The 24,934-nt window shown below is 74.8% G+C and carries 22 protein-coding genes, 1 pseudogene and 1 riboswitch; of the genes and pseudogenes, 7 read left to right on the top strand and 16 right to left on the bottom strand.

Going from position 1 to position 24,934, the window contains the following annotated elements:
- The first annotated feature begins 24 nt into the window (after positions 1-24).
- Positions 25-1,446: a glutamate decarboxylase gene (gad, locus tag PSED_RS10300; protein WP_013674184.1), complete on the top strand. Its 1,422-nt coding sequence runs from the start codon at positions 25-27 to the stop codon at positions 1,444-1,446.
- 80 nt (positions 1,447-1,526) lie between these two features.
- Here the strand turns inward: gad and PSED_RS10295 are convergent, their stop codons facing one another.
- The 5 genes from PSED_RS10295 to PSED_RS10275 all read right to left on the bottom strand — a co-directional run bounded on the left by PSED_RS10295 (position 1,527) and on the right by PSED_RS10275 (position 5,607).
- On the bottom strand, positions 1,527-2,141 hold the full coding sequence (locus PSED_RS10295) for a DUF6069 family protein (protein WP_013674183.1): 615 nt from the start codon (positions 2,139-2,141) through the stop codon (positions 1,527-1,529).
- Between the two features lie 157 nt (positions 2,142-2,298).
- On the bottom strand, positions 2,299-3,363 hold the full coding sequence (locus PSED_RS10290; protein ID WP_013674182.1) for a phosphotransferase family protein: 1,065 nt from the start codon (positions 3,361-3,363) through the stop codon (positions 2,299-2,301).
- 46 nt (positions 3,364-3,409) lie between these two features.
- Positions 3,410-3,832: a DUF3037 domain-containing protein gene (locus PSED_RS10285; RefSeq protein WP_013674181.1), complete on the bottom strand. Its 423-nt coding sequence runs from the start codon at positions 3,830-3,832 to the stop codon at positions 3,410-3,412.
- Between the two features lie 5 nt (positions 3,833-3,837).
- Positions 3,838-4,677 (bottom strand): HipA family kinase, encoded by an 840-nt coding sequence (locus tag PSED_RS10280; RefSeq protein ID WP_013674180.1) that lies wholly within the window; start codon positions 4,675-4,677, stop codon positions 3,838-3,840.
- Between the two features lie 111 nt (positions 4,678-4,788).
- The gene (locus PSED_RS10275) at positions 4,789-5,607 is read right to left on the bottom strand and encodes a DoxX family protein (RefSeq protein ID WP_013674179.1); all 819 of its coding nucleotides are present in this window, start codon (positions 5,605-5,607) and stop codon (positions 4,789-4,791) included.
- A 724-nt stretch (positions 5,608-6,331) separates the two neighbouring features.
- On the opposite strand from PSED_RS10275, the gene pgi reads away from it, so the two are divergent.
- A complete protein-coding gene (pgi, locus tag PSED_RS10270; RefSeq protein WP_013674177.1) occupies positions 6,332-7,996 on the top strand; it encodes a glucose-6-phosphate isomerase in 1,665 nt (554 codons plus the stop codon).
- Positions 7,997-8,039: 43 nt separating this feature from the next.
- The gene (locus PSED_RS10265; RefSeq protein WP_013674176.1) at positions 8,040-8,861 is read left to right on the top strand and encodes a phosphatase PAP2 family protein; all 822 of its coding nucleotides are present in this window, start codon (positions 8,040-8,042) and stop codon (positions 8,859-8,861) included.
- Between the two features lie 121 nt (positions 8,862-8,982).
- Here PSED_RS10265 and PSED_RS10260 read toward each other — a convergent pair whose 3' ends face one another.
- Complete coding sequence (locus tag PSED_RS10260; RefSeq protein WP_013674175.1) at positions 8,983-9,789, bottom strand: Fpg/Nei family DNA glycosylase; 807 nt, start codon at positions 9,787-9,789, stop codon at positions 8,983-8,985.
- 63 nt (positions 9,790-9,852) lie between these two features.
- On the opposite strand from PSED_RS10260, the gene PSED_RS10255 reads away from it, so the two are divergent.
- Both PSED_RS10255 and PSED_RS10250 read left to right on the top strand, forming a co-directional pair.
- Positions 9,853-10,671: an ABC transporter ATP-binding protein gene (locus tag PSED_RS10255; RefSeq protein ID WP_013674174.1), complete on the top strand. Its 819-nt coding sequence runs from the start codon at positions 9,853-9,855 to the stop codon at positions 10,669-10,671.
- A gap of 96 nt (positions 10,672-10,767) precedes the next feature.
- Positions 10,768-12,573 carry an NHL domain-containing thioredoxin family protein gene (locus tag PSED_RS10250; protein ID WP_013674173.1) on the top strand — a complete coding sequence of 602 codons (1,806 nt, stop codon included), beginning with the start codon at positions 10,768-10,770 and terminating at the stop codon, positions 12,571-12,573.
- Between the two features lie 22 nt (positions 12,574-12,595).
- On the opposite strand, the gene PSED_RS10245 is transcribed toward PSED_RS10250, so the two are convergent.
- A complete protein-coding gene (locus PSED_RS10245; protein ID WP_013674172.1) occupies positions 12,596-13,351 on the bottom strand; it encodes an alpha/beta fold hydrolase in 756 nt (251 codons plus the stop codon).
- 205 nt (positions 13,352-13,556) lie between these two features.
- Here PSED_RS10245 and rpsT point away from each other — a divergent pair, with 205 nt between their 5' ends.
- Positions 13,557-13,832: a 30S ribosomal protein S20 gene (gene rpsT, locus PSED_RS10240; RefSeq protein ID WP_013674171.1), complete on the top strand. Its 276-nt coding sequence runs from the start codon at positions 13,557-13,559 to the stop codon at positions 13,830-13,832.
- Between the two features lie 848 nt (positions 13,833-14,680).
- On the opposite strand, the gene holA is transcribed toward rpsT, so the two are convergent.
- On the bottom strand, positions 14,681-15,667 hold the full coding sequence (gene holA, locus PSED_RS10235) for a DNA polymerase III subunit delta (RefSeq protein WP_041760892.1): 987 nt from the start codon (positions 15,665-15,667) through the stop codon (positions 14,681-14,683).
- A 129-nt stretch (positions 15,668-15,796) separates the two neighbouring features.
- Positions 15,797-15,917, top strand: a riboswitch (SAM riboswitch).
- Positions 15,918-15,926: 9 nt separating this feature from the next.
- Here holA and thrC point away from each other — a divergent pair.
- Positions 15,927-17,192, top strand: coding sequence for a threonine synthase (gene thrC / locus PSED_RS10230; RefSeq protein ID WP_013674169.1), 1,266 nt, complete (start codon positions 15,927-15,929; stop codon positions 17,190-17,192).
- Positions 17,193-17,360: 168 nt separating this feature from the next.
- Here thrC and PSED_RS10225 read toward each other — a convergent pair.
- The 8 genes and pseudogenes from PSED_RS10225 to PSED_RS10190 all read right to left on the bottom strand — a co-directional run.
- Positions 17,361-19,283 (bottom strand): annotated as a pseudogene (locus PSED_RS10225) (DNA internalization-related competence protein ComEC/Rec2); the annotation flags it as partial.
- A 344-nt stretch (positions 19,284-19,627) separates the two neighbouring features.
- Positions 19,628-20,542, bottom strand: a complete 915-nt coding sequence (locus PSED_RS10220; protein ID WP_233899377.1) for a ComEA family DNA-binding protein — start codon at positions 20,540-20,542, stop codon at positions 19,628-19,630.
- Between the two features lie 296 nt (positions 20,543-20,838).
- Positions 20,839-21,762 (bottom strand): DegV family protein, encoded by a 924-nt coding sequence (locus PSED_RS10215; RefSeq protein ID WP_013674167.1) that lies wholly within the window; start codon positions 21,760-21,762, stop codon positions 20,839-20,841.
- Positions 21,763-21,773: 11 nt separating this feature from the next.
- A complete protein-coding gene (gene octT / locus PSED_RS10210) occupies positions 21,774-22,553 on the bottom strand; it encodes a diglucosylglycerate octanoyltransferase (protein ID WP_013674166.1) in 780 nt (259 codons plus the stop codon).
- Positions 22,550-23,176 carry a histidine phosphatase family protein gene (locus tag PSED_RS10205; RefSeq protein WP_013674165.1) on the bottom strand — a complete coding sequence of 209 codons (627 nt, stop codon included), beginning with the start codon at positions 23,174-23,176 and terminating at the stop codon, positions 22,550-22,552. Before PSED_RS10205 ends, octT begins: the two co-directional genes overlap by 4 nt.
- Positions 23,173-23,595, bottom strand: a complete 423-nt coding sequence (rsfS, locus tag PSED_RS10200; RefSeq protein ID WP_013674164.1) for a ribosome silencing factor — start codon at positions 23,593-23,595, stop codon at positions 23,173-23,175. Before rsfS ends, PSED_RS10205 begins: the two co-directional genes overlap by 4 nt.
- A 75-nt stretch (positions 23,596-23,670) precedes the next feature.
- Positions 23,671-24,273, bottom strand: coding sequence for a nicotinate-nucleotide adenylyltransferase (gene nadD / locus PSED_RS10195; RefSeq protein WP_013674163.1), 603 nt, complete (start codon positions 24,271-24,273; stop codon positions 23,671-23,673).
- A 29-nt stretch (positions 24,274-24,302) separates the two neighbouring features.
- Complete coding sequence (locus tag PSED_RS10190; RefSeq protein ID WP_013674162.1) at positions 24,303-24,920, bottom strand: alpha-ketoglutarate-dependent dioxygenase AlkB; 618 nt, start codon at positions 24,918-24,920, stop codon at positions 24,303-24,305.
- Positions 24,921-24,934 lie beyond the last annotated feature (14 nt).

Raw genomic sequence — 24,934 nt, 5'->3', positions numbered from 1 at the left:
CCATTTCTCCCCTACCGTTCCGACATGCCCATCGCGCAGCCACCGTCGGAGACCGGTGGTCACCGGTCGGACGTCCCCGTCAACCCGATCTTCGCCCGCGAGCCGATCTCGATCCCGCGGTTCGCGCTGCCCGACCAGGGGCTCGACCCCGAGATCGCCTACCAGGTCGTGCACGACGAGCTGATGCTCGACGGCAACGCGCGGCTCAACCTCGCGACGTTCGTGACGACATGGGCCGAGCCGCACGCCGAGCGGCTGATGACGGAGTCGTTCGACAAGAACGTCATCGACAAGGACGAGTACCCGCGCACGGCCGACCTCGAGGCACGCTGCGTGCGGATGCTCGCGACGCTGTGGAACGCTCCCGACCCGGAGCACGCCGTCGGCTGCTCGACGACCGGTTCCTCCGAGGCGTGCATGCTGGGCGGGCTCGCGCTCAAGCGGCGCTGGCAGATCGCCCGCCGGGCGGCCGGCAGGCCGACGGACCGGCCCAACATCGTCATGGGCGTCAACGTCCAGATCTGCTGGGACAAGTTCGCGAACTTCTTCGAGGTCGAGCCGCGGCTGGTGCCGATGGACGGCGACCGGCTGCACCTGGGCGCGGCGGAGGCAGTCGCGCAGTGCGACGAGAACACCATCGGCGTCGCGGTCATCCTCGGGTCCACGTTCGACGGCAGCTACGAGCCCGTCGCCGAGGTCTGCGCGGCGCTCGACGACCTGCAGGAGCGCACCGGGATCGACATCCCGGTGCACGTCGACGGCGCGTCGGGGGCGATGGTCGCGCCCTTCTGCGACCCCGACCTGGAGTGGGACTTCCGGCTCGACCGGGTCGCCTCGATCAACACCTCCGGGCACAAGTACGGGCTGGTCTACCCCGGCGTCGGCTGGGCGCTGTGGCGCGACGCCGCCGCACTGCCCGAGGAGCTGGTCTTCCGGGTCAACTACCTCGGCGGGGACATGCCGACCTTCGCGCTGAACTTCTCCCGCCCCGGCGGCCAGGTCATTGCGCAGTACTACAACTTCCTGCGGCTGGGCATGGACGGCTACCGCCGCGTCCAGCAGACCTGTCGCGACGTCGCGAGGTCGCTGTCCTCTCGGATCGCGGAGTTCGACCGGCTGTCGCTGCTCACCGACGGCTCCGAGCTCCCGGTCTTCGCGTTCACCGTCGACGCCGAGGCGCCGTTCTCGGCGTTCGACCTGTCCGCGGCACTGCGCGAGGCGGGCTGGCTCGTCCCCGCCTACACGTTCCCCGCGAACCGGGAGGACCTGGCCGCGTTGCGGATCGTCGTGCGCAACGGGTTCTCCCACGACCTCGCCGGGCTGCTGCTCGACGACCTGGGTCGCGCGCTCGCACGGCTGGAGAAGCAGCCGTCGCCGCAGCGGGGCGCGGAGTCGTCGTCGTTCGCGCACGGGGCGGGGGCCCCGGCGGGTTCGCACCAGCGCTGACCGGCACTCGTGCGCGCGTCGGGCGGGATCCGTGAGTGGCGATGGTCGCTCCGGCGACTGTCGCCACTCACTGGGGCTCGTCAGCGGGAGGCTGCGCGACCGCCCGTCGCCGAGATGGCCGCGCCGGTCACGAGCGAGCCGATCGCGATGCCGATGACCAGGTAGATGACCGCCGACGCGATCTTCACCCCGAGCGAACCGGTGCCGAGGAACGCCAGCAGGATCGCGACGACCGTGCACAGCGCGACGATCCAGCCGAAGTAGGCCATCGGCCGCGGGGTGCTCACCAGCAGCAGGTGCGCAAGCCCCGTCGCGGCGAGCGCGGCGACCGCCGCCCCCAGGCACAGGACCACGGTCTTCCCGCTGCCCAGCGGCCCCGACGCCAGGGGCCCGAGGAACTCGACCTTGGGCAATGCCCTCGCGATCAGCACACCGACCAGCGCGATCAGGGCCGCGACGATCGCCGTCGCGACCCCGCCCGCCCAGAGCCGCGCGGCGTTGACGACCGGGGCCCGGGTGCCGGGCGGCGTCGGGCGCCCACCGGAGAACTGCTGCTGCGGCGGGTACTGGCCGTACTGCGGGTCGTAGCGCTGGTCCTCGTAGGGGTCGGCGGGCAGTTCGCGGGTGCGATCCTCGTACTGCGACGGGTTGCGCGGGTTCCCGTACTCGTCCCCGGTCCCGTATCCCCGTGTCATCGTCGTCCGTCTCCCCAGCCGAGTGGTGCCGTCAGGTGCGGGCGCCGCCCCCGGCGACGCATCGCGCGATTGTCGCGCACATCGGCTCGGATGCAGTGCCGGAAACGTCCACCGGACAGGTCCCGATCCGGTGACGACGCGCCGCCCGACGGTCCGGTCAGCCGCCCAGCATCCGACGGGCCTCGTCGACCTGGGCCTGCAGCACCTCGAGCCGGGTCGCGGAAGCCGCGCCCTGCTCGGCACCGGGTCCCATGTGCCCGGCGACGTAGCGCGAGTACACCCCGGCCCCGATGCACGCCGAGCGCCAGCGCGCGAAGGCCACGTAGTAGGCGACGACGTCGTCGCCGAGCGGGGTCCCGGTCCGCTCCACGTAGCGGTCGACGAGCTCGGCGCGGTCCGGGAAGCCGGGCTGGGCCGACGGGCTGTTGGTGCCGGCCGGGACGGCGTCGCCCGGACGCGTCCAGGACATCAGCAGCCAGCCGAGGTCGGCGAGGGGGTCGCCGAGCGTCGCGAGCTCCCAGTCGAGGACCGCCCGGACCTCACCCCGCGGCGAGTACATCAGGTTGCCCGCGCGGAAGTCGCCGTGCGCGATGCGGGTCGCAGTGGCCTCGGGGGCGGCGGCGACCAGCATGTCGTGGACGGCGTCGATGCCCGTCAGGTCCTCGACGGCGGAGGCGTGGGCCTGCTTGTGCCAGCGCTTGAGCTGCCGCTGCAGGTAGCTGCCCGGTCGGTGCAGGTCGCCGAGCCCGGCCTCGTCGGGGTCGACGGAGTGCAGGTCGGCCAGTACGTCGACGGTGGCGAGGCCGGCGGCGTGCCGGGACTCCTGCGGGTAGGCCGCGCCCGCCGCGTCGTCGCCGAGGACGGTCCCCTCGACGAACGCCATCACGTAGAACTCGGCGCCGATGACGTCGGGGTCCGCGCAGTACGCGACGGGCCGGGCGACCGGCACCGGCGTCGGGTGCAGCGCGCTGATGAACCGCCACTCGCGGCTCATGTCGTGTGCGGTGGCGAGGACGCCACCCATCGGCGGCCTGCGCAGCGCCCAGGCCACCCCGGCGTCGTCGACGATGCGGTAGGTGAGGTTGGAGTGCCCGCCCGCGATCCGGGTCGCCTGCAGCGCACCGGATCCGGCCGACACCTCGGGCACCTCGGCGTGCAGCCAGCGCGCCAGCGGCCCGGTGGGGACCGGGTCGTCGGTCGCGATCTCCGTCGATCGGCTCATCCGCTCATTCAAGGGTGCCGACGGCCGCAGGGCCAGCGCCCGGGGCCTACGTCACGGGCAGGACGAGTCGGGCGAGCAGCCGGGCCGGTTCGGAGGCCGGATCCGCGGCGAGTCCGGTGTGGACGGGACCCGGGCGCACGACCGTCGAACGCGGGGCGGTCAGCCGCCGGAACCGGCGGCCCAGGTCCTCCCCGTCGCCGGGCCCCGCGGCGGCGAGCGCGGCGTCGGTGAGCCGGTCGGACCGTGCGGGGGCGGTCAGCGCGCAGATCCCCGCGACGGAGTCGAGCGCCAGTGCGATCGCCTCGAGGTCGGCGTGCGGGTCGAGGGCCCGGACGCGGGCGGCGTCGAGGCGCACGGCCGCACCGAGGAAGTCGACGGCGCGGCTGTAGACGATCACCCCGGCGTTGACGGCCTCACCGCGCTCGGGCCGCGGCACGACCTGCAGCACCGCGTACTCGTAGAGGTGCATCCGCCTCACCCGCCCAGCCACGACGGCCGGGCCGACGGCCGGACCACCCGCCGGGCCCCGGCCGCGACGGCCTCGCGCAGCGGGGGCAGCCACGCGTGCCGGGCGTCGAGCCGGGCCGTGAGCGCCGCGGTGTAGGCGGCCCGCACCGCGTCGGCCGAGCCGAAGCCCGGCTCGTCGGCGAGCCATTCGTCGGGCACCGCCGCGGCGGCCGCGGTGAGCAGCCCGGGGGTGACGAGCGGTGCCAGCGCGCCGTCGGCGGCGTCGACGTCGGGGGCTGCACCGAGCAGGACGTGGTCGGCGGCGTCGTACGGCCGGGCGGCCCGCTCGGCGAGGGCCTCGGCCGTCGGCGGGCCCGACCAGCCGTGGTGGAAGGTCAACGTCGCACCGTGGTCGATCAGGTACGGCCGCCGGTGCCAGAGCAGCATGTTCGAGTTCCGCCACGAGCGGTCGACGTTGCCGACCAGCGCGTCGAACCACAGGACGCGGCCCGCGAACTGCGGGCCGGGGTCGAACACCAGCGGATCGAGGTCGAGCGCGCCCGGCAGGAAGTCGACGCCGAGGTTGCGGCCCGGCGAGTTCCGCAGCAGCTCCTGGACCTCCTGGTCGGGCTCGGCCGGCCCCAGCCGGGGGTCGACGTCGATCGTCACGAGCCGCGGGACCGGCAGACCCAGCCCCCTGGCGAGCTCGCCCGCGACGACCTCGGCCACCAGCACCTTGCGGCCCTGGCCCGCCCCGTGGAACTTGACCACGTAGGTACCGAGGTCGTCGGCCTCCATCAGACCCGGCAGCGATCCGCCCTCACGCAACGGCGTGACGTAGCGGATCGCCCTGACCGCTCGCAGCACGACACCCCGTCCTCTCGCTCGCGACCATCCTTGCCGACGGTCCGAGCACCGAGGATCGGGGTGTGCGTGCGCCGCGGGGGGCGGGCGACGCCGGTGGCTACCGTGCCGTGATCAGCGGGTGGAGAACAGGTGCGGCTCGGGCTCGGTCCAGGTCGGGACGTAGCGCGGACCCGAGCCGTCGGCCGCATTCGCGCCCTCACCGAACTCGCCGGCCGTCCAGGCCGGGGCGCCGTCGGCCGGGGCGGACTCCTGCGGCTCGGCCGCGGTGGACCGGCCGGCACCCGACGCCGGCGTGCCCATCGGCACGAAGCGCTCGGAGAGCATCGGGAAGCCACGGACGTCGGTGACCGGCTCGGCCTGCGCGGACCGGGCCAGTTCCGCGGCGCGGGCGACCTGCTCGGGGCGCGGGCCGCCGGCCATCGCCGGAGCCGCGGGCCGGCCGCTGTCGGCCACGCTGACCACGACGGCGCGACGCTGGGCGCGCGTCTCGGCGGCCCGGGCCCGCCATCCGGCGATCACGTGCGACAGGCTCAGCCGCCCGGGACCGAACGCCGCGATGCCCAGCACCGTCGCGATGATCATGCCGACGAGCTCCCACCCGCCGTTGGTCACGAACACACCGTGCTTGGCGTGCACGAACACGATCGCGCCGCCCATGACGAACGTGAACCCGGCGGCCGCCGTGCGGACGAGCACGCCCAGCGCCAGCAGGATCGACCCCGTCAGCTCCACGACCAGGGTGAACGCCGTGGCCACGATGGCGAGCGGGATGCCGAACTTGGTGAACACGACCGTCGTGCTGGCGAACCCGGTCTGCACGAACGTCTGCCACACGTGCGCGAGCATCACGAACGAGACGATCAGGCGCGCGGCGAGGATCAGCGCGTCGCGCGACCAGTCGCGCATCCAGTCGGGGAGCGTGCGGGGCATTACAGCCTCCCTGGAGAACTTGTCGGGTCGGGGCGGTTCGGGGGTTTCGGTGCCGCCGGGGTCCCGCGGCGAGGACCGCCCGGGCCGTTCGATGTCCGATGAGGACGCCCCACCGACGCTAGACCGGATGCCACACGATGAAGCGCTGAACGGCCGATCGTGCGACGACCGTTCGGTCGTACGCGGTGAGCTGTCGCACATCGACCACTCATCCGTGTAACGCGCGACGACCGGAAAGGTCACGCTCCGGATTGCAACCTTCACGGACGGGTAGCCCGCGGCTTCCCGATCCGGGGACTTGCGTCCGGTCGGGGGTGGGGCTAGCACCACCCCCGATGGCGGGCCAGCACGGTCGTGTCGGCCGCGGGGATCCGGCAGAGTTCCTCCTGCCGGGCGGGAGGGCAGCACCTGGGGGGCTCGCCCGGCACGGGGTCGACCATCACGTCGCCGCCGCTGGGGAGCGGGCGCGGACGGATGGTTCCGGGGCAGTCGGCGGGGGGCCGGCACACCCCGCACGGCCGGGCGGCTCTGGGGAGCGCCGCCCGGCCGCTTCGTCCGTCCAGCTCCGCCCCTGCGGTTCTCCCAGCTCCGCCCCTGCGGTTCTCCCAGCTCCGCCCCTGCGGTTCTCCCAGCTCCGTCCCGGCGGTGCCCGCCGCGGTCCCGGCTCCGTCGGCCACGGGTCTCGACCCTCCCCCGCCGTTGCGTGGGTGGGCATGATGAGCCGGTGAGCGCATCGAGCCGTCCCGCCGACATCACGTCGACTCCCGAGTGGGCCGCACTGGCCGCCCACCAGCGCGAGGTCGAGCCACTCCACCTGCGCGAGCTCTTCGACTCCGACCCCGACCGTGTCGAGGCCTTCACCGCCACGGCGGCCGACCTCGTCCTCGACCACTCCAAGCACCGCATCACCCGCGACACGCTGCCGCTGCTGTTCGCGCTGGCCGAGCGGGCGGGGATCCCCGACCGGATCGCGGCCATGTTCCGCGGCGACCACATCAACACCAGCGAGGACCGTGCCGTCCTGCACACCGCGCTCCGGCAACCCCGCGACGCGTCGCTGACCGTCGACGGCCAGGACGTCGTCAGCGACGTGCACGAGGTCCTCGACCGGATGGGCACGTTCGCCGACTCGGTACGGTCCGGGAAGTGGACCGGCCACACCGGCGAGCGCATCCGCGCCGTCGTCAACATCGGCATCGGCGGCTCGGACCTCGGCCCGGTCATGGCCTACGAGGCGCTGAAGGCCTGGTCCGACCGCGACCTCACCGTCCGGTTCGTGTCCAACATCGACCCGACCGACCTCGCCGAGACCGTCCGCGACCTCGACCCGGCGACGACGCTGTTCATCGTCTCCTCCAAGACCTTCACCACACTCGAGACGCTGACCAACGCGCGCAACGCCCGTGACTGGCTGCTCGCAGCACTGGGCGACGACTCCGCCGTCGCCAAGCACTTCGCCGCCGTGTCGACGAACGCCGAGAAGGTGCGGGAGTTCGGCATCGACGAGGCCAACATGTTCGGTTTCTGGGACTGGGTCGGCGGCCGCTACTCCGTCGACTCCGCGATCGGGCTCTCCCTCATGGTCGCCGTCGGGCCCGACCGGTTCGGCGAGTTCCTGGCCGGCATGCACGCCATCGACGAGCACTTCCGCACCGCGCCGGCCGCGGAGAACGTGCCGCTGATCGCCGGGTTGCTCAACGTCTGGTACGCGAACTTCTTCGGCGTCCAGACACACGCCGTGCTGCCCTACAGCCAGTACCTGCACCGGCTGCCCGCCTACCTGCAGCAGCTGACGATGGAGAGCAACGGCAAGTCGGTGCAGCAGACCGGCGTCGCGGTCACGACGACCACCGGCGAGATCTGGTGGGGCGAGCCGGGGACCAACGGCCAGCACGCGTTCTACCAGCTGCTGCACCAGGGCACCCGGCTCGTGCCCGCGGACTTCATCGGCTTCGCCCGGCCCGCGCACGACCTGCCCGGCGAGGGCGCGGCCGACATGCACGACCTGTTCTCCGCCAACCTGTTCGCCCAGACCGCGGCGCTCGCGTTCGGCAGGACCGCCGAGGAGATCGCGGCCGAGGGCACCCCCGCCGACGTGGTGCCGCACAAGGTCATGCCCGGCAACCGGCCGACCTCGACGATCCTCGCGCCCGAGCTCAGCCCGTCGGTGCTCGGCCAGCTCATCGCCTTCTACGAGCACGTGACGTTCGTCGAGGGCTCGATCTGGGGCATCGACTCGTTCGACCAGTGGGGCGTCGAGCTGGGCAAGGTCATGGCCAAGCAGCTGGTGCCGGTGCTCTCCGACGCCGCCCCGTCGTACGCCGGGCTCGACGCGTCGTCCACGGCGCTGGTCAAGCGGTACCGGGAGCTGCGCGGCCGCTCGTCGTAGCCGCCCGGACGCGGACCGGCGGACGTCGCGGCACACTGGCGACATGCCCTCCGGTCCGCGTGCGCGGCTCGCGGTGGCGGTCGGGCTCGTCGGGGTGCTCGGCCTGGCCGCCGGGTGGCTGCTGCACGCGGGCCTGACCGGGTCCGGGCCCGCCGCGGCCGACCCGACCGTGCTCGCCGACTTCCTCGACGTCCGCACGCCCGACCTCACGACCGCGGCCGTCGTCGTCACCACCGTCGGGAGCACCGCGGCGATGGCGGGGCTCGCCGCCGCCGCGTGCGTGCTGCTGTGGCTGCGCGGCCACCGTCGCGACGTGCTCTTCCTCGCCGCCGCGACGATCGGCGCGAGCGCGCTGTTCCGGCTGCTCAAGGCGCTCTTCGACCGGGCCCGCCCGCCCGCGGCGACGCGGCTGGTGACCGAGACCAACGAGTCGTTGCCCTCGGGCCACGCGACGATGTCGCTGGTCGTGGTCGGGGCGCTGGTCGTCGTCGGCTGGCACGCGTGGGGGGTGCGGACCCGCGTCGCCGTGCTCACCGGTGCCACGCTGTGGGTCCTCGCCGTCGGCGCGACGCGGCTCTACCTGGGCGTGCACTGGTTCAGCGACGTGCTGGCCGGCTGGCTCGTCGGCGCCACCTGGCTGACGGTGTGCGTGCTCGTGCGCCGGACCTGGCCCGCCCGTGCGACGAGCCGGGCCGGACCCGCCGGCGGGGGCCCGGCCGGCCGGACCCCCGCCCGCTCGGTCGACGGCGGTCCCGCGGATCTCCTCCGGCGCGATGCCGTGGATCTGCGGGCCGACGCACCTGACGCCGACGGCGAACATCCCGACCGCGCCGACGACGTCGACGATCGTGGCACGGGCCGGTGACCTCGAGGCGTCGATGACGCGGGCGGCGCGGGTGGCGCGGGTGACGCCGAACGGAATGCGGTCGAGGGCTCCGGCGAGCGCCCGGCGGGTCGGCCCGCGTCACCCTCCCCGGCAGGCCGGCTCACCTCGCCTGTTCCGCCGAGCACCACCAGGTGGAGCGGCCGCCGACCGTGCCGTGCACCATCGGGGCCCCGCAGCGTGGGCAGGCCCCGTCGGCACGGCGGTGCGCGATCACCCGGCCCGTGTGCACCCCGCCCTTCTCGATCGCGGACCGCAGCGCCCGCTCGAGGTTGCGGTGCAGGCGGTTCACCTCGGTGCGGTCGAGCTCGTCCGCAGGCCGCGACGGCGCGATCCGCGCCTGCCAGAGCGTCTCGTCGGCAAGCAGGTTGCCGATGCCCGCGACGACCTTCTGGTCGAGCAGCCGTGCCTTGACCGGAGCGTGGCTGCGGCGCAGCCGCTCACGCAGTCCGGCGGCGGTGATCTCCTCGGCGTCCGGGCCGAGCGCGTCGATGTCGGGGTCCAGGCGCACCCGCCCGAGCCGACGCTTGTCGAACAGCCGCAGCTCGCCACCGTCGTCGAAGGTGACCGTGAAGCGGTTCCACTCGGGCCTGCCCTGCGAGCCGTCCGGCCGGGGATCGCCGCCGGCGCGCACGTCATCCGCGTCGGTGACGACGAGGTGCCCGCCCATGCCCAGGTGCAGCCCGAGGTGTGGCCCGTCGTCGCCGTGCTCGTCGCGGGTCTCGCACCACATTGCCTTGCCGCGCCGGTGCGCCGCCGTCAACGTGCCGCCGACCAGCACCGACGCGATCTCCCCCGGTGGGTGCGGGCGGCAGACCCACTCGTCGGTGTCGTCGACCGCGACGATGCGGCGGTCCAGGGCGTGTTCCAGGACCCGGCGGGCGGACTCGACCTCGGGGAGCTCCGGCACGTGATCAGTGTCGCGCCGCGGGTGCGGGACCGCGCGGCGGAGCCGTGGCTAGCGTGAGATCCCGTGATCGCCTCGACGCCCGCCGACGCGGGTCCCGTACTGCTCGCCCGCGACGTCGATCTCGTCCGCGGCACGGCGCGGCTGCTGGACTCGGTGTCGTTGCGCGTCGAGCGCGGTGAGCACTGGGCCCTGCTCGGCCCCAACGGCGCCGGCAAGTCGACCCTGCTGGGCATCCTCGGCGCGCAGACCCATCCCACCCGCGGCGAGGTGCACGTGCTGGGCCGCCGGCTGGGCCGGGTCGACGTCCGCGAGCTGCGCTCGTACCTCGGGCACGTCAACCCGCGCCACCCGCTGCAGTCCCCGCTCACGCTGCGCCAGGTCGTGCTGACCGGCCTGACCAACACGACCGAACCCGTCCCCCGCTGGGCCCCGTACGCGGCCCAGCAGGCGGAGGCCGACCGCCTGATCGCGCTGCTCGGCGTCGGCCACCGGGCCTCGGACCGCTGGCCGACCCTGTCGCAGGGTGAGCGCGGCCGTGCCCTGATCGCCCGCGCGCTCATGCCCGCGCCGCGCCTGCTCCTGCTCGACGAGCCCGCGACCGGCCTGGACCTCGCTGCCCGCGAGCAGCTCCTGACCGCTCTCGACGTGCTGCGCCACGAGCACCCCGCCCTCGCGACGGTGCTGGTCACCCACCACCTCGAGGAGCTCCCGCCCAGCACGACACACGCCTACCTGCTGCGCGACGGCCGCTGCCTCGCCGCGGGCCCGGCGTCCTCCGTACTGACGACGGACCTCGTCTCGGAGTGCTTCGGACACCCGGTACAGATCGTCCAGGAGGACGGCCGATGGGCGGCGCGGGCCCGCCGGCTGGCACCCCTGTGAGCGGCGATTGTCGTATGGCGACCATCGCCGCTCACGACGGCCCTCGGCCGGAACACGGGTGGGGCGGCGGGAGTTGATCCCTGCGTGACGACCCGGATGCGTGTGCGCGCCCCCGAGCTGCGCGGCCGCCGTTGGCTGGGTACCGGCGGCCGGGACCTGTCGCTGGCCGACCTGCGCGGCAAGATCGTCCTGCTCGACTTCTGGACCTTCTGCTGCGTCAACTGCCTCCACGTCCTCGACGAGCTGCGGCCGCTGGAGGAGCGCTGGTCCGACGTGCTCGTGACCGTCGGGGTGCACTCGCCGAAGTTCGTCCACGAGGGCGACCCCGATGCCGTCGAGGCCGCGGTCGAGCGCTACGGCGTCGGCCACCCGGTGCTCGACGACCCCACCCTGCAGACCTGGGACGCCTACGCCGCACGCGCCTGGCCGACGCTGGTGGTGATCGACCCGACGGGTTACGTCGTCGCACAGCTGTCGGGGGAGGGCCACGCGCACGGGCTCGACGTGCTGATCGGTGAGCTCGTCGCCGAGCACGAGGCCGCGGGCACGCTGCACCGCGGCGACGGCCCCTACATCGCGCCGGCGGAGCCGGAGACGGCGCTGCGCTTCCCCGGCAAGGTGATCGCGCTGCCCGGCGGCTCCTACCTCGTCTCGGACACCGCCCACCACCAGCTCGTCGAGCTCGACGAGGACCTGGTCACCGAGCGCCGCCGGATCGGCGACGGGCGGCGTGGCCTGCGCGACGGCGCCGACCCCGAGTTCTCCGAACCGCAGGGCCTCGTCGCGCTGCCGGCCGACGTGGCCGCGGACGTGGGGTACGACGTCGTCGTCGCGGACAGCGTCAACCATGCCCTGCGGGGGCTGCGACTGTCCTCCGGGGAGGTCCGCACGCTCGCCGGGACGGGCGCCCAGCTGCGCGAGCGGATCGCGGTCGGCGCGACCGCCGAGGAGCTCTCGACCCCGTGGGACGTCGCGTGGTGGGACGGCCGGGTCGTCGTCGCGATGGCGGGCTCGCACCAGCTGTGGTCGTTCGATCCGCGGACCGGGACCACGACCGTCCTCGCCGGCACGACGAACGAGGGTCTGCGCGACGGACCGCTCACCGACGCGTTCTTCGCCCAGCCGTCCGGCCTCGCCGTCGGCACCAACGCCACCCTGTGGGTCGCCGACTCCGAGACCTCGGCGGTGCGCTCGGTCGTCGCGTCCCCCGCGGCGGGCGCGGCGGTCACGACCGCCGTCGGGCTCGGGCTGTTCGACTTCGGGTTCCGCGACGGGTCCGCGCCCGACGAGGCGCTGCTGCAGCACCCGCTCGGCGTCGCCGTGCTGCCCGACGGCTCGGTCGCGATCGCCGACACCTACAACGGCGCGCTGCGCCGCTACGACCCCGCGACCCGCACCGTGTCGACGCTGGCCCGGGACCTCCGCGAGCCCTCCGACGTCCTGGTCGACGGCGACACGCTCGTCGTCGTCGAGTCGGCCGCGCACCGGCTCGTGCGGCTGCCCGTCCCGGCGGGCGCCCGGGTCGACGCCGGAGCACACCGCGTCCACCGGTCCCGCACGGATCTCGCCCCCGGCCCGCTGCGGCTCACGGTCGCCTTCACCCCGCCCACCGGCCAGCACCTCGACGACCGCTTCGGCGATCCGACGTCGCTGACCGTCGGCGCCTCCCCGCCGTCGCTGCTCGTGAGCGGTGCCGGCACCGCACCCGGCCTGGTGCGCTCGGTGGAGCTCGCCGCCGACGTCGCCGAAGGGGTGCTGTCGGTCAGCGTCGCCGCCGCGGCGTGCGACGAGGGCGACGGCGTCTTCGCGGCCTGCCACCGCTACCAGCAGGACTGGGGGATCCCGGTCCGGCTCGTCGAGGGGGCGCCCGCGGAGCTCACGCTGGACCTGCGCGCGGTGTGACCCTCGCCCGCCGGGGAGCGCGTCAGAGACCGGACCAGAACCGGGTCAGCGCCGCCGCACCACGGGCCGGGTCCTGCGTCATCCACCAGTGCCCGAGGCCGTCGAGGGTCTCGACCTGCGCGCCCGCCCGCTCCGCCGCCCGCAGCCGCTGTTCCTCGGTGCCGACGAACGTGTCCTCGGACGGCATGATCGCCAGGCCCGGGCGCTGTGCGGCGGCTGCCAGCCCCGCCCCGAGGTCGGCCATGACCGGCTGCGCGGCCGAGCGGTAGAGCCGCAGGATGCACTCGCCCATCGTGTCGTCGAACCCGGCGGCCACCCGGTCGGCCACCGCCGCGTCCATCCCGCGGGCCGCCAGGCGCCGCGCGCGCTCCGCGACCGGGCTGGCCGCCATCGTCTCGACCGCGCGCTCACCCTCGCCCGGCGTCTGCCAGCACTGCGCGAGCTCGTGCCACACGTACTCCGGGTCGAAGACGCCGACGACGTCGCTCGCCCAGCTGCGCACCAGGTCCGGGCGCGCCATCACGGCGTTGAGCACGTGGCCGCCACCCCAGTCGTGGCCGACCAGGTCGATCTCGGCGCCGCCCGCGGTCAGCTCCTCCAGCTCCCCGACCAGCCAGTCGCGGTACGCCTCGACCGTCGCCGGGAACCCGTCGGGGAGCGGCGCCCCGAACCCCGGTGGGGACAGCCTGACGACCGGCCGCTCGGCACCGAGGTGCGCGACCAGCGGGCCCCAGACGGCTGCGATCTCCGGGTTCCCGTGCACGAGTACTACGGTCATGGGGAAACCGTAGCCAGCGGGAACGACGATCCCGCGGTCGAGACGGTCACCCGACGGGGGCTTTGTCGGGGGTCGACGGGGCCGCTGTTAGCATGGATGACCGAGCGCACGGCGTGCTCGCTCGATCCGGGTCGCACGATCCGCGGTACGGGTCGCAACGCCGGCCCCCGTACACGTTCCAGGCAGGAAGACTCGAGGCAAACGCGTGGCCAACATCAAGTCCCAGATCAAGCGGGTCAAGACCAACGAGAAGCGCCGCCAGCGCAACAAGGCGGTCAAGTCGTCGGTGCGGACCGCCATCCGTCGGTTCCGTGAGGCGGCCGAGGCGGGCGAGACCGAGAAGGCCGTCGAGCTGCAGCGCGCCGCCGCCAAGGCCCTCGACAAGGCCGCCAGCAAGGGTGTGATCCACCGCAACCAGGCCGCCAACCGCAAGTCGGCGATCGCCCGGCGCGCCCACGCCCTCTCCTCCTCGGAGAGCTGAGCGGCTCCGGCGCCCACGCCGGACCCACACCTCGACGGCGCCGTCCGCACTGCGGACGGCGCCGTTGGTGTGTTCGCAGGACGCCCCCGCTCGCACTCCGGCCGCTGGCCGGGCCGAGTCGACCCGGCGAGGCCGTCAGGCGCCGTGGGTCGGGGCTGAGCGGGTCGGGGCTGAGCGGGTCGGGGCTGAGCGGGTCGGGGCTGAGCGGGTCGGGGCTGAGCGGGTCGGGGCTGAGCGCCGGAGCTGGGGGCGGGCCGAGTCCGTGCGAGTCGTGGCCCTGCTGCGAGTCGAGGCCGCGCTCCTGGGCACGGGGACAGCCTTGCGGTTGCGCGCGAGAACCCGAGCGCAACCTCACCGTCGTCCCTGGCCGATCGGCAGCTCAGGTTCGCGCGAGAACCCGAGCGCAACCCCACTGTCGCCCTCGGCCCGATCGCCAGCACTCAGGTTGCGCGCGACGGCCCGCACGCAACCCCACCGTCCTCCCCCAGGCCCGATCGCCAGCACTCACGTTGCACCGACTCGCCCGCACGTAACCCCACCGCCGCCCCCGGCCCGACGGCAGCACTCAGGTTGCGCCCGACCGTCCGCGCGGAACCTCGCCGTCCTTCCCGGCCCGATCAACAGCACTCAGGTTGCGCACGACGGCCCGCGGGCAACCTCGGCGTCGTCCCCGGCGCAGTGGACAGCGCAGCGGTCGCGCTCGGGGACGGGGCCACGCCTCGGGCGCACGCGGCATTCGTCGGGAGGCTCTGGGATCACGACCGGGCTCCGCACTGTAGCCGGCGGCAGTGCCCGGCGAGGTCCACGACGAGGGACGGGGCGACACCCGACCCGCGAGCAGGTGCGGGTCAGCGGATGTCGCGGGCGTCGATGATGCGACGCACTGCGCGCTCCAGGGCGAACTCCGGGTCGGCGGCCGCGCCCTTGACGTCGGCATTGGCCTCGGCGGCGGCCGCGAACGCGACGGTGAGCCCCTCCGGCCGCCACGACCGCACCTGCCCTTGCGCCTTGCGGATCTTCCACGGTGGCATCCCGAGGGTCCCGGCGAGCCGGTTGGGGTCGCCGCGTCCGGCCGCACCGACCTTCGCCAGGGTGCGGACGGCGTCGGCGAGAGCGTCGGCGACGAGCACCGGCGCGACGCCGAGCACCAGCGCCCACCGCAGCGCCTCCAGCGCGCCCTCGCGGTCGCCGGCCACGACCTTGTCCGCGACGGTGAACCCCGTCGCCTCGGCCCGGCCGCGGTGGTAGCGCCGGACGGCCTTCTCGTCGACGACCCCGCCGGTGTCCGCAACCAGCTGGCCGGCCGCCGATGCCAGCTCCCGCAGCTCCGAACCGACTGCCTCGAGCAGCACGTCGACCGCGTCGCCGGTGATCTTCCCGCCGAGCCGGCGGACCTCGGCCCTGACGAAGTCGGCCCGCTCGGCCGGGCGGGTCAGCCGCTCGCAGCGGGTGACGGCCGCTCCGGCCTTGCGCAGGTCGTCGGCGAAGGACTTGCCACGGGCACCACCCTGGTGCTGCAGGACCAGCACGATCCCGTCGGCGGGCTCGGCGGCGTAGCGAAGTACGGCGGCGACCATGTCCTTGCCCGCCTCCTGCGCCGCGGAGAGGACGACCACGCGCCCCTCGGCGAACAGCGACGGGCTGAGGTGCTCGGCCAGCTCCTGGGCGTCGACCTCGCTGGTGCGCAGCCGCCGGACCTCGGTCTCGGGGTCGGCCGCGCGCGCCCGGACGACGACCTCCTGCACGGCCCGCTCGGCGAGCAGCTCCTCCTCGCCGATGACGAGGTTGACGGGCTCGGGGCGGCCGTCCGAGGCGGCTGGGGTCACGTCCACCATCGTCGCCCACGACGGGCCGCAGCCGTGACCCGCCTCCCACATCACGGACCATGCCTTCGCGAGGACGACGCCGGTGTCGTACGGTAATGGGTGAACGTGACCGCGGTCTGCCGCGGGACAACCGAATATGGCTCATCCAGAGGGGCAGAGGGAACGGCCCGTTGAAGCCCCGGCAACCGGCGTCGCACGACCATCGCGCGTGACGATCACGGTGCCAATTCCGACCCGCACGTCGCGGGGAAGATGAGGAGATCTTCCGATGACCCTTACTGCCGCTGCGCAGACCACCTCCCTCGATCTGGGCCCCGCCCGAGCCCTGTCTTGTCGTGAGTGCGGCCACGAGACCCCGCTGGCCGCGGAGTTCGCCTGTCCCGAGTGTTTCGGGCCCCTCGAGGTGGCCTACGACTTCCCGGCGGTGACCAGGGAGTCGATCCAGGCCGGCCCGCAGTCGATCTGGCGCTATCGCGACCTGCTCCCCGTGCCGTCCGACGTGCAGTCGCACCCGAACACCGAGCCCGGGATGACCCGGCTGATCAAGGCCGACCGGCTGGCCGCCGCGCTGGGTGTGCGGTCGCTCTGGGTCAAGGACGACACCGGCAACCCGACGCACTCGTTCAAGGACCGCGTCGTCGCCGTCGCGCTCGCCGCCGCCCGCGAGCTGGGCTTCACCGTGCTGTGCTGCCCGTCGACCGGGAACCTGGCCAACGCCGTCGCCGCCGCGGCCGCCCGCGCGGGCTGGGACTCCGTCGTGCTGATCCCCTCGTCGCTGGAGAAGGCCAAGGTCCTCACCACCGCGGTCTACGGCGGCACGCTGCTGGCCGTCGACGGCAACTACGACGACGTCAACCGGCTCGCCACCGAGCTCGCCGCCGAGCACGAGGAATGGGCGTTCGTCAACGTCAACGTCCGTCCGTACTACGCGGAGGGCTCGAAGACGCTGGGCTACGAGGTCGCCGAGCAGCTCGGCTGGCGGCTGCCCGAGCAGATCGTCGTCCCGATCGCGTCGGGGTCGCAGCTGACCAAGGTCGACAAGGGGTTCGCCGAGTTCGGCAAGCTCGGCCTGGTGGATGCGACGCCGTACAAGGTGTTCGGCGCCCAGGCCACCGGCTGCTCGCCCGTCGCGAAGGCGTTCGAGGACGGGCACGACGTCGTCCAGCCCGTGCGGCCGGACACGATCGCCCGCTCGCTCGCGATCGGCAACCCCGCCGACGGCCCCTACGTCCTCGACGCGGTCCGCCGCACCGGTGGCGCGATCGGGCACGTGTCCGACGACGAGGTGCGCGACGGCATCCAGCTGCTCGCCCGGACCGAGGGCGTGTTCGCCGAGACCGCGGGCGGTGTCACCGTCGCGACCGCGAAGAAGCTCATCGAGGCCGGCAAGATCGACCCCGACGCCGAGACCGTCCTGCTCATCACCGGTGACGGCCTGAAGACCCTCGACGCCGTCGCCGACCGGGTCGGCCCGACCGCCACGGTCGCGTCGAGCAGCAAGGCCGTCAAGGAGGCCCTCGCCGGGCGCGGCTGATCCCGCCCGCACCGCCCGTCGAGATCGTCGGCGGCGGGCGGGCAACGGGTCGCCACGGGAGACGACGGCCGGGCGCTCCGGCTCGTCCCCCGCGACGACGGCCGTGTCGCCGTCGTGATCGGTGCGGCGGACGACGACGCCCGCGCCACTGAGCACGGCGAGCAGCGGTTCGTTGGGGTGGTGGTAGGTGTTGCCGGCCCCGACCGACACCAGCGCGACGCGCGGCGCGACGGCAGCGAGGAACTCCCGCGACGAGTAGCGCGAGCCGTGGTGCGGCACCTTGAGGACGTCGGCCTGCAGCGGCACGTGCGAGGCGAGCAGATCGGCCTGGGCCGCGAGCTCGACGTCGCCGGTGAGCAGCACCGATCCGGCACGGGTCTGTGCCCGCATCACCAGCGACCCGTCGTTGACGGCGGTACCGTCGTCGGGATCGACGTCGGGCGCCGGGTGCAGCGGTCCGAGCACGTCGATCACCAGCGAGGGCCAGCTCAGCCGCCTGCCGGGGTCGAGAGTGACGACGGTCGTCCCCGCCCGCGGAGCCTGCGCCTGAATCCTGCGCAGCGCTGCCAGAGGCTGCCGTGACGGTCCGACGGCGATGCCCCCGACCGTTCGCCCGCGCAGCGCGCCCGCCATCCCGCCGACGTGGTCGGCGTGCAGGTGGCTGACGATCACGAGATCGAGGACGCGCACCCCGAGGCGGGCGAGGCAGTCGTCGGTCGGGCCGTCGTCGGGACCCGCGTCGACGAGTACCGCGTGCCCCGGTGAGCCGGTCGCCAGCACGAGCGAGTCGCCCTGCCCGACGTCGCACACCACGACGGCCCAGCCGCCCGGCGGCCAGCCGACCGGGACGACCCTCGTCGGCACCAGGACGAGCAGCAGCCCGACGAGAACCGCGAGCAGCAGCGCGCGGACCCGCCGGGAGCGGGTGAGCACGCCGACCACGACGATCACCGCGACGAGCAGCAGCGCGCCCGGCCAGCCCGCCGGCCACGGCACGACACCTCCGGGGATCGCCGCGGCGTGGTCGGCGACGAGCACCAGCCAGCCCACCTCTGGGCTCGCGAGCCAGGCACACACGACCGCCGGCCCGCTGCCGACGACCGAGACGAGCGCGGCGAGCACCCCGAGCACGGTCGCGGGTGCGACGACGGGCGCGGCCAGCAGGTTCGCCACGAGCGAGACGAGGCTGACCGTCCCGCTCAGCCCGGCGACCAGCGGCGCCGTCGCCAGCCCGGCCGCGGCCGGAACCACGATCGACTCGGCGACCCCCGGCGGGACGCCACGGGCCCGCAGCCGCCGGACCCAGCCGGGCGCGACGAGCACGAGCGCCGCGGTCGCCGCGGCCGACAGCGCGAACCCCGGATCGACCGCCAGCCGTGGCGAACCGAGCAGCAGGACCACGACGGTCCCGGCGAGTGCGGGCACGGCCGACCTGCGGCGGCACAGCGCCAACGCCAGCAGGACGATCCCACCCATCACCGCCGCCCGCAGCACGCTCGGTGACGGCCGCGCGAGGACGACGAACCCGAGCAGCGCGAGTACCGCGCCCACCGCGCACGTCCTGGGCCCGGCACGCAGCAGCCGCAGGAGGAACAGCACCGCCCCCGCGACGACGGCGAGGTTCGCTCCGCTGACGGCGGTCAGGTGGGTGAGCCCCGCGGCGCGGAAGTCGTCGGCCACCTCGGGTGACTGGTCACGGGTGTCGCCCACCGCGAGGCCCGGCCAGAGCCCGGCGGACCGCTCGGGCAGCGTCCGGGACGCGGCGCGCAGACCGTCGCGCAGCCCGCCTGCGGCGGTCTGCCACCACGGCGCGGGGCCGACCTCGGCGGGCGACCCGCGGACGCGCAGCACGGCGATCGTCAGGTCGTGGCGGGCGGCCGGTGCGAGCAGCCCCTCGGCGCGGACCGACTGCCCGGGGAGCAGCACCTCCCAGCCCTCGGCCGGCGCCAGCAGCAGGACCCGGCCCCCGGAGGTCCACACCCCGGCGCCGGCCCGCGCCTGGTCGAGCGAAGCGGTGATCGTGACCTGCGCCGGACCGAACCCACCGCTCACCCGGACCGGGCGTGGATCGTCGGTCAGCGTGACGCGCATGGTGGCGGAGGCGCCGCGCGCGGCGGCGTCGGCGAGCGGATGCGTGGCGACGAGCGCCACGTTCGCGCCGACGACCCCCGCGGCGGCGACCGCGCACCCCAGTGCTGCGACGACGCCGGCGAACCAGCCGCGGTCGCGCCGGCACCGGACCACCCACGCGAGGCCGAGGAGGCCGAGCATCCCGGCGACACACGCCACCCACGGACCGCCGAGGAGGCCCGCGAGCACGACCGCCCATGCCGCCGACGCGGCCGGCACCAGTCGCAGGTCGGGACGGGGACGCTCCTGTTCGGGACTGTCAAGGTCCCCAGGGGCGCCGCAGGCGCCGTCGCGGGCCGGGCGCGTCATCCGACGACGACCAGTTCGCGGAGCCTGCCGAACTTCCGCTCGCCGATGCCGTCGATCTCACGGAGCTGGTCGACCCGGCTGAAGCGGCCGTTGCGGGTACGCCAGTCGACGATGTGCTGCGCGGTCACCGGCCCGACGCCGGGCAGCTCGTCGAGCTGGGCCACGGTCGCGCTGTTGAGGTCGATCCGCGCGCCGGCGCCCGGAACACCGCCCGCGCCGCCGTCGGACCCGGCGGCAGCACCCCCGGACGCGAGTGCGTCGGCCGTGGCGGCGGGCGCACCGACGACGAGCTGCTCGCCGTCGGTGAGCCGACGGGCGAGGTTGAGCGCCGCGACATCGGTCCCGGGCAGGGTGCCCCCCGCGGCCTCGAGCGCGTCGGCCAGCCGGGCACCGGCAGCCACCCGGACGAGGCCGGGACGCGCGACCTTGCCGACGACGCTCACCACGATCGGACCGGCGTCCGGACCCTCGGTCGGCGCGGTCGTCGCCACGAGCGGGGACAGCCCCGCCGCCGGAGCCGCCGGGAGGGCCTCGGCCCGCGGCCGCTCTCCCCACACCCCGATCGCCGCGGCCAGCGCCGCGACCGCCGTGACCAGCGCGAGCGCGATCGCACCCGGTCTGCCGGGGTCGAGCCGGGCGCCGCGCAGGCCCTCGGGGACCCAGCGACGCACCGCAGACCCCCGGCGGCGCCGGAGCCGATCGGCCAGCGCGGCGACGGGACCGCGGCGTCCGATGCCCGCGTCCGGCACGAGCGGCAGCTCCACCGTGGCGGGCTCGGCCATCCACTCCGGACGGTCGGTCCAGAACGCATCAGGACCGCGGTCGTCGGCCGCCGCACGTGGGAGGGCACTCGGACCGCGACCGCGGAACGCCGCGGCCAGCCGCCCTCGCGAGTCCACCGCACCTGCCACGTCGGCGACGCTATGACCGCGGTGGGACCGATGGGCCGCGCCGCAGGATCACTGTGGACAGCCGCCTGCCATGGGGACAACTCGCCGCGGGCGGTCGTTCACATCGGAGAGAAGTCGGTGGGGTGTGGAACGCTGGGCGGGGGCGCAGCCGCCGGCGCGGCACTCGGACGCGCGCGGCACACCGCCACACGAGCAACACCGCGCGGCACACCGCCAACCGAGCAGCGGCGCGCCGCCCCGCCTCCGCCCCGATAGGGCGGCGTGCGGATCGGCCCCGGACGCTCTGCCGAGAGAGATCAGCCCGCGCCCGCGCCCGCGCCCGCGCCCGCGCCCGTGTCCGTGTCCGTGTCCGAGCCCGCGTCCGAGCCCGCGTCCGACCGGCGGGGCACGACGACGATCCCCAGCAGCCCGGGCCCGGCGTGCGCCCCGATCACCGCCCCCACCTCCGAGACCAGCAGCCGGGCGGCGTCGGGCAGCCGCTCGCGCAGCGCGGCAGCCAGCTCCTCGGCGCGCGCGGCGGCACCGAGGTGGTGCACGGCGAGGTCGGCACCCTCGCCGGCGGCGGCGACGGCGAGATCGAGAAGTCGTTGCGCCGCACGGGCCGTCGTCCGGACCTTCTCCAGCGGCATGATGCGGCCCTCGGCCAGGTGCAGCAGCGGTTTCACCGCGAGGGCGGTCCCGAACAGCTTGGCCGCGGCCCCGATCCGGCCCCCGCGGCGGAGCCGGTCGAGGCTGTCGACGGAGAAGAAGACCCGGCAGCGCGCGGCGACGTCGGCCGCGGCCTGCTCGACCTCCGCTCCGCCCGCGCCGGCGTCGGCCGCGTCGCAGGCGGCGAGTACGGCGTACCCGAGCCCCATGGCGACGGCCCGGGAGTCGACGATGCGCACCCGGCCCGGCCCGACCTCCTCCGCGGCGAGGCGAGCCGCGTCCCAGGTCCCGGAGAGCTCACGGGACAGGTGCACGGAGACGACGCCCGTCGCACCGCCCTCGAGTGCATCCCGGTAGGTCGCGGCGAACGCGGCCGGGGTGGGTCGGGAGGTGTGGACGTCGAGGCTGCGGTCGGCCAGGGCGGCGACGAGCTCGTCCGGCGTGACGTCCTCGCCGTCGCGGCCCGTGCGGTCCCCGAGCCGCACCTCGAGCGGGACGATCCGGATGCCGCGCTCCGCAGCGACGCCGGCCGGCAGATAGGAGGTCGAGTCGGTCACGACGGCGACGGGCACGACGACGGACCCTAGCGCCTCGGCGCCGTCGGCGGTGCCATCCCCGGCTCGCGTCGCCGACCCGTCCCGTCGGCGACGACGGCGGCCACCGCGGCGCCGACGGTGGCGTGTGCCGACCAGCCCCAGTGCATGCCGTCGGGGTTGCCGTGGCCCGCGCGGACGTGGTCGCCGACCAGCGCGACGACGTCCACGACCGCGGCTCCGGAACCGGCCGCCCAGCGTCGGGTCGCGCGCTCGGCACGCTCCCGGCCGGGGTGCGCGCCGCCGTAGACGGCGGCCCGGTGCGGGGCGGGGGTCAGCACGGCGACGACGACCTCCGGGCGCAGCGCGGCCACGCCGGCGCGGCAGCGTTCGAGGTGCTCGACGGTCAGCCGCGGCGGCAGCGCGACGGGCCCACCGCCGGGCAGCCGCGCGAACGCCCGAGCGAGCCGGGGCTGGGCGCGCAGGTACCCGTCGCGGACGACGCGGCGCAGCGGAGCGGGCCGCAGCACCGGGATCAGCTCGCGGACCGCGGTGGGCAGCGGCGAGGGCAGCGCGTCCATCCCGCCGACCCCGAGGACCAGCGCCTCGACGCATGGCAGCACGGCCCAGACCCGCGGGTCATGGGTGAGCGCGTGCCACGCGTGCCGGGCGGTCCACCCGGCCCCGGCGACGACCTCGGCGCGCAGGCCGAGCGCGGCGGCGGCCACGTTGGGCCACAGCCGGGGGTCGTCGGCGGGTTCGGCGCGTTCGGGGCCGTGGAAGGCGAGCGAGTCGGCGAGCACGAGCAGCACCGACGCGCTCCGGCTCATCGGTCGAGACCCACGTTGTAGCCGGTGAGGCGCCACATCGACTTGCCGGGTCTGCGGCCGAGCACGGCCCAGTGCGCGTTGCCCATGCCGCCCACGGCGGGCCACACGGTCTGCGGCAGGTCGAGCAGGCCGGACACCATCCCGGCGATGACCCCGCTGTGCGCGACGAGCAGCACGGTGACGTCGGCCTCCGTGTCGGCGTACTCCGCGTCGAGCTCCTCGACCAGCGGCACCGACCGCGCGACGACCTCGACGCGGGTCTCGCCGCCGGGCGGCCGCCAGGTCGGGTCGGAGCGCCAGGCGTCGATCGCGCCTGGCGTCGTCCGCTCGATGTCGACGATCGACATGCCGCCCCAGTCGCCGAGGTCGGTCTCGCGGAGCCGCACGTCGTACTCGACGGGCAGCCCGGTCACGGCCGCGACCTCGGCCGCCGTGCGGGCCGCGCGGCTGAGGTCGGAGCTGATCAGGCGGGCCGGCGCGAAGCGCGCCAGCTCGGGCGCCACCGCACGGGCCTGACCGAGGCCGCGGGCGGTGAGCGTCGAGTCGACGTGTCCCTGCATGCGGCCGTCGACGTTGTGGTCGGTCTGCCCGTGCCGCAGCAGGACGACCCTGCGCAGGCTCACCCGGCCGCGCCGGCGGCGGGGTCCTCGTCGGTGCCGTCCTCGTCGGGAGCGACCTCGACGCGGGCCTCCGGGAAGTCGAGCACCGGGCAGTCCTTCCACAACCGGTCGAGACCGTAGAAGCCCCGCTCCTCGGTGTGCTGGACGTGCACGACGATGTCGGTGAAGTCGAGCAGCACCCACCGGCCCTCACGGGTGCCCTCGCGCCGGGTCGGCTTGACGCCGTGCTCGCGCAGCTTCTCCTCGATGCCGTCGACGATCGCCGAGACCTGCCGCTCGTTCGGCGCCGACGCCAGCACGAAGCAGTCGGTGATGACGAGCTGCTCGGAGACGTCGAGCACGAGGATGTCCACGGCCTTCTTGTCCGCGGCCGCGGCCACGGCCACCCTGGCCATCTCGATCGCCTGATCGGTCGCCGTCACGGTTCCCCTTCCCGCACGCCCCGGGGATCGGGAGCGCGCGACGACGACGATTGTCCCAGGCCGGGTGCGACGCGCTCAGCTGGCCCGGTCGGCGTCGCCGCGGTAGAGCCTGCGCTTGGAGATGTACTGGACGACGCCGTCGGGCACGAGGTACCAGACGGGTCTGCCCGCGGCGACGCGTTCCCGGCAGTCGGTCGACGAGATCGCCATGGCCGGGACCTCGACCAGCGACACCGCCCCCTTGGGCAGGTGGGCTCCGTCGAGCTCGTACCCGGGCCGGGTGACGCCGATGAAGTGCGCGTTCTCGAACAGCTCGTCGAGCTTGCGCCACGACAGGATCTGTTCGAGAGCGTCGGCGCCGGTGATGAAGAAGAGCTGCGCGTCGAGCAGCGTCTTGCGCAGGTCGGCGAGGGTGTCGGCGGTGTAGGTCGGACCGCCGCGGTCGATGTCGACGCGGCTAACCGAGAACCGCGGGTTCGACGCCGTCGCGATGACCGTCATGAGGTAGCGGTCCTCCGCCGGGCTGACCTCGTTGCCGGCCTTCTGCCACGGCTGGCCCGTCGGCACGAAGACGACCTCGTCGAGGCCGAACCGGTCGGCGACCTCGCTGGCCGCGACGAGGTGACCGTGGTGGATCGGGTCGAACGTCCCGCCCATCACACCGACCCTGCGCTGCATCGCAGCAGCCTAGACGGCGGTGCGCCGGATCAACGCGGGTAGGCGTGCCGGAACTGCACGCTGATCCGGGGTGCCGCGGACCGGATCTTGGGGACGCTGTGCTGGCGGGTGCGCTGACACGTGCCGCCCATGACCAGCAGGTCGCCCGGGCCGGGCAGGAACGACACACTCGGGCCGCCGCCGGTCGGCCGCAGCCGGAACGGTCGCACGGCCCCCAGTGAGAGCAGCGCGACGACGGCCGTGTCGAGCTCGCGGGCCACCCGGTCGCCGTGCCAGGCGACGCTGTCGGCGCCGTCGCGGTAGAGGTTCGCCCCGACCTGGGTGAACTCGACGCCGTAGCGGGTGCTCAGCAGCCGCGCGAGCCGGCCGAGCGGAGCGGGCGCGTCGGCGAGGGTCCAGCGGTGGGTGAGCCGCGGCTCGGGCAGCACGCGCTCGTACATCCGGATGTCGCGCTGCGCCCACGGGGTGCGGGCCAGCAACGTCGCGAACAGTGCATCGGCGCCGCGCATCCATCCGGGGCCGTGGTCGACCCACGCCCCGTCGCCGAGATCGTGCCGGCGGACCGCGGCGAACCCGACGTCGACCTCCGGGGCCGGGGGGCCGGCGTCGTCGAGCAGCGAGGGCTGCCACGCGAGGTCGATCGCCATGCCCCGGAGCCTAC

This window comes from Pseudonocardia benzenivorans CB1190, assembly GCF_000196675.2.
Classification (GTDB): domain Bacteria; phylum Actinomycetota; class Actinomycetes; order Mycobacteriales; family Pseudonocardiaceae; genus Pseudonocardia; species Pseudonocardia benzenivorans.
This window is presented reverse-complemented; position numbering and strand designations above follow the sequence as displayed.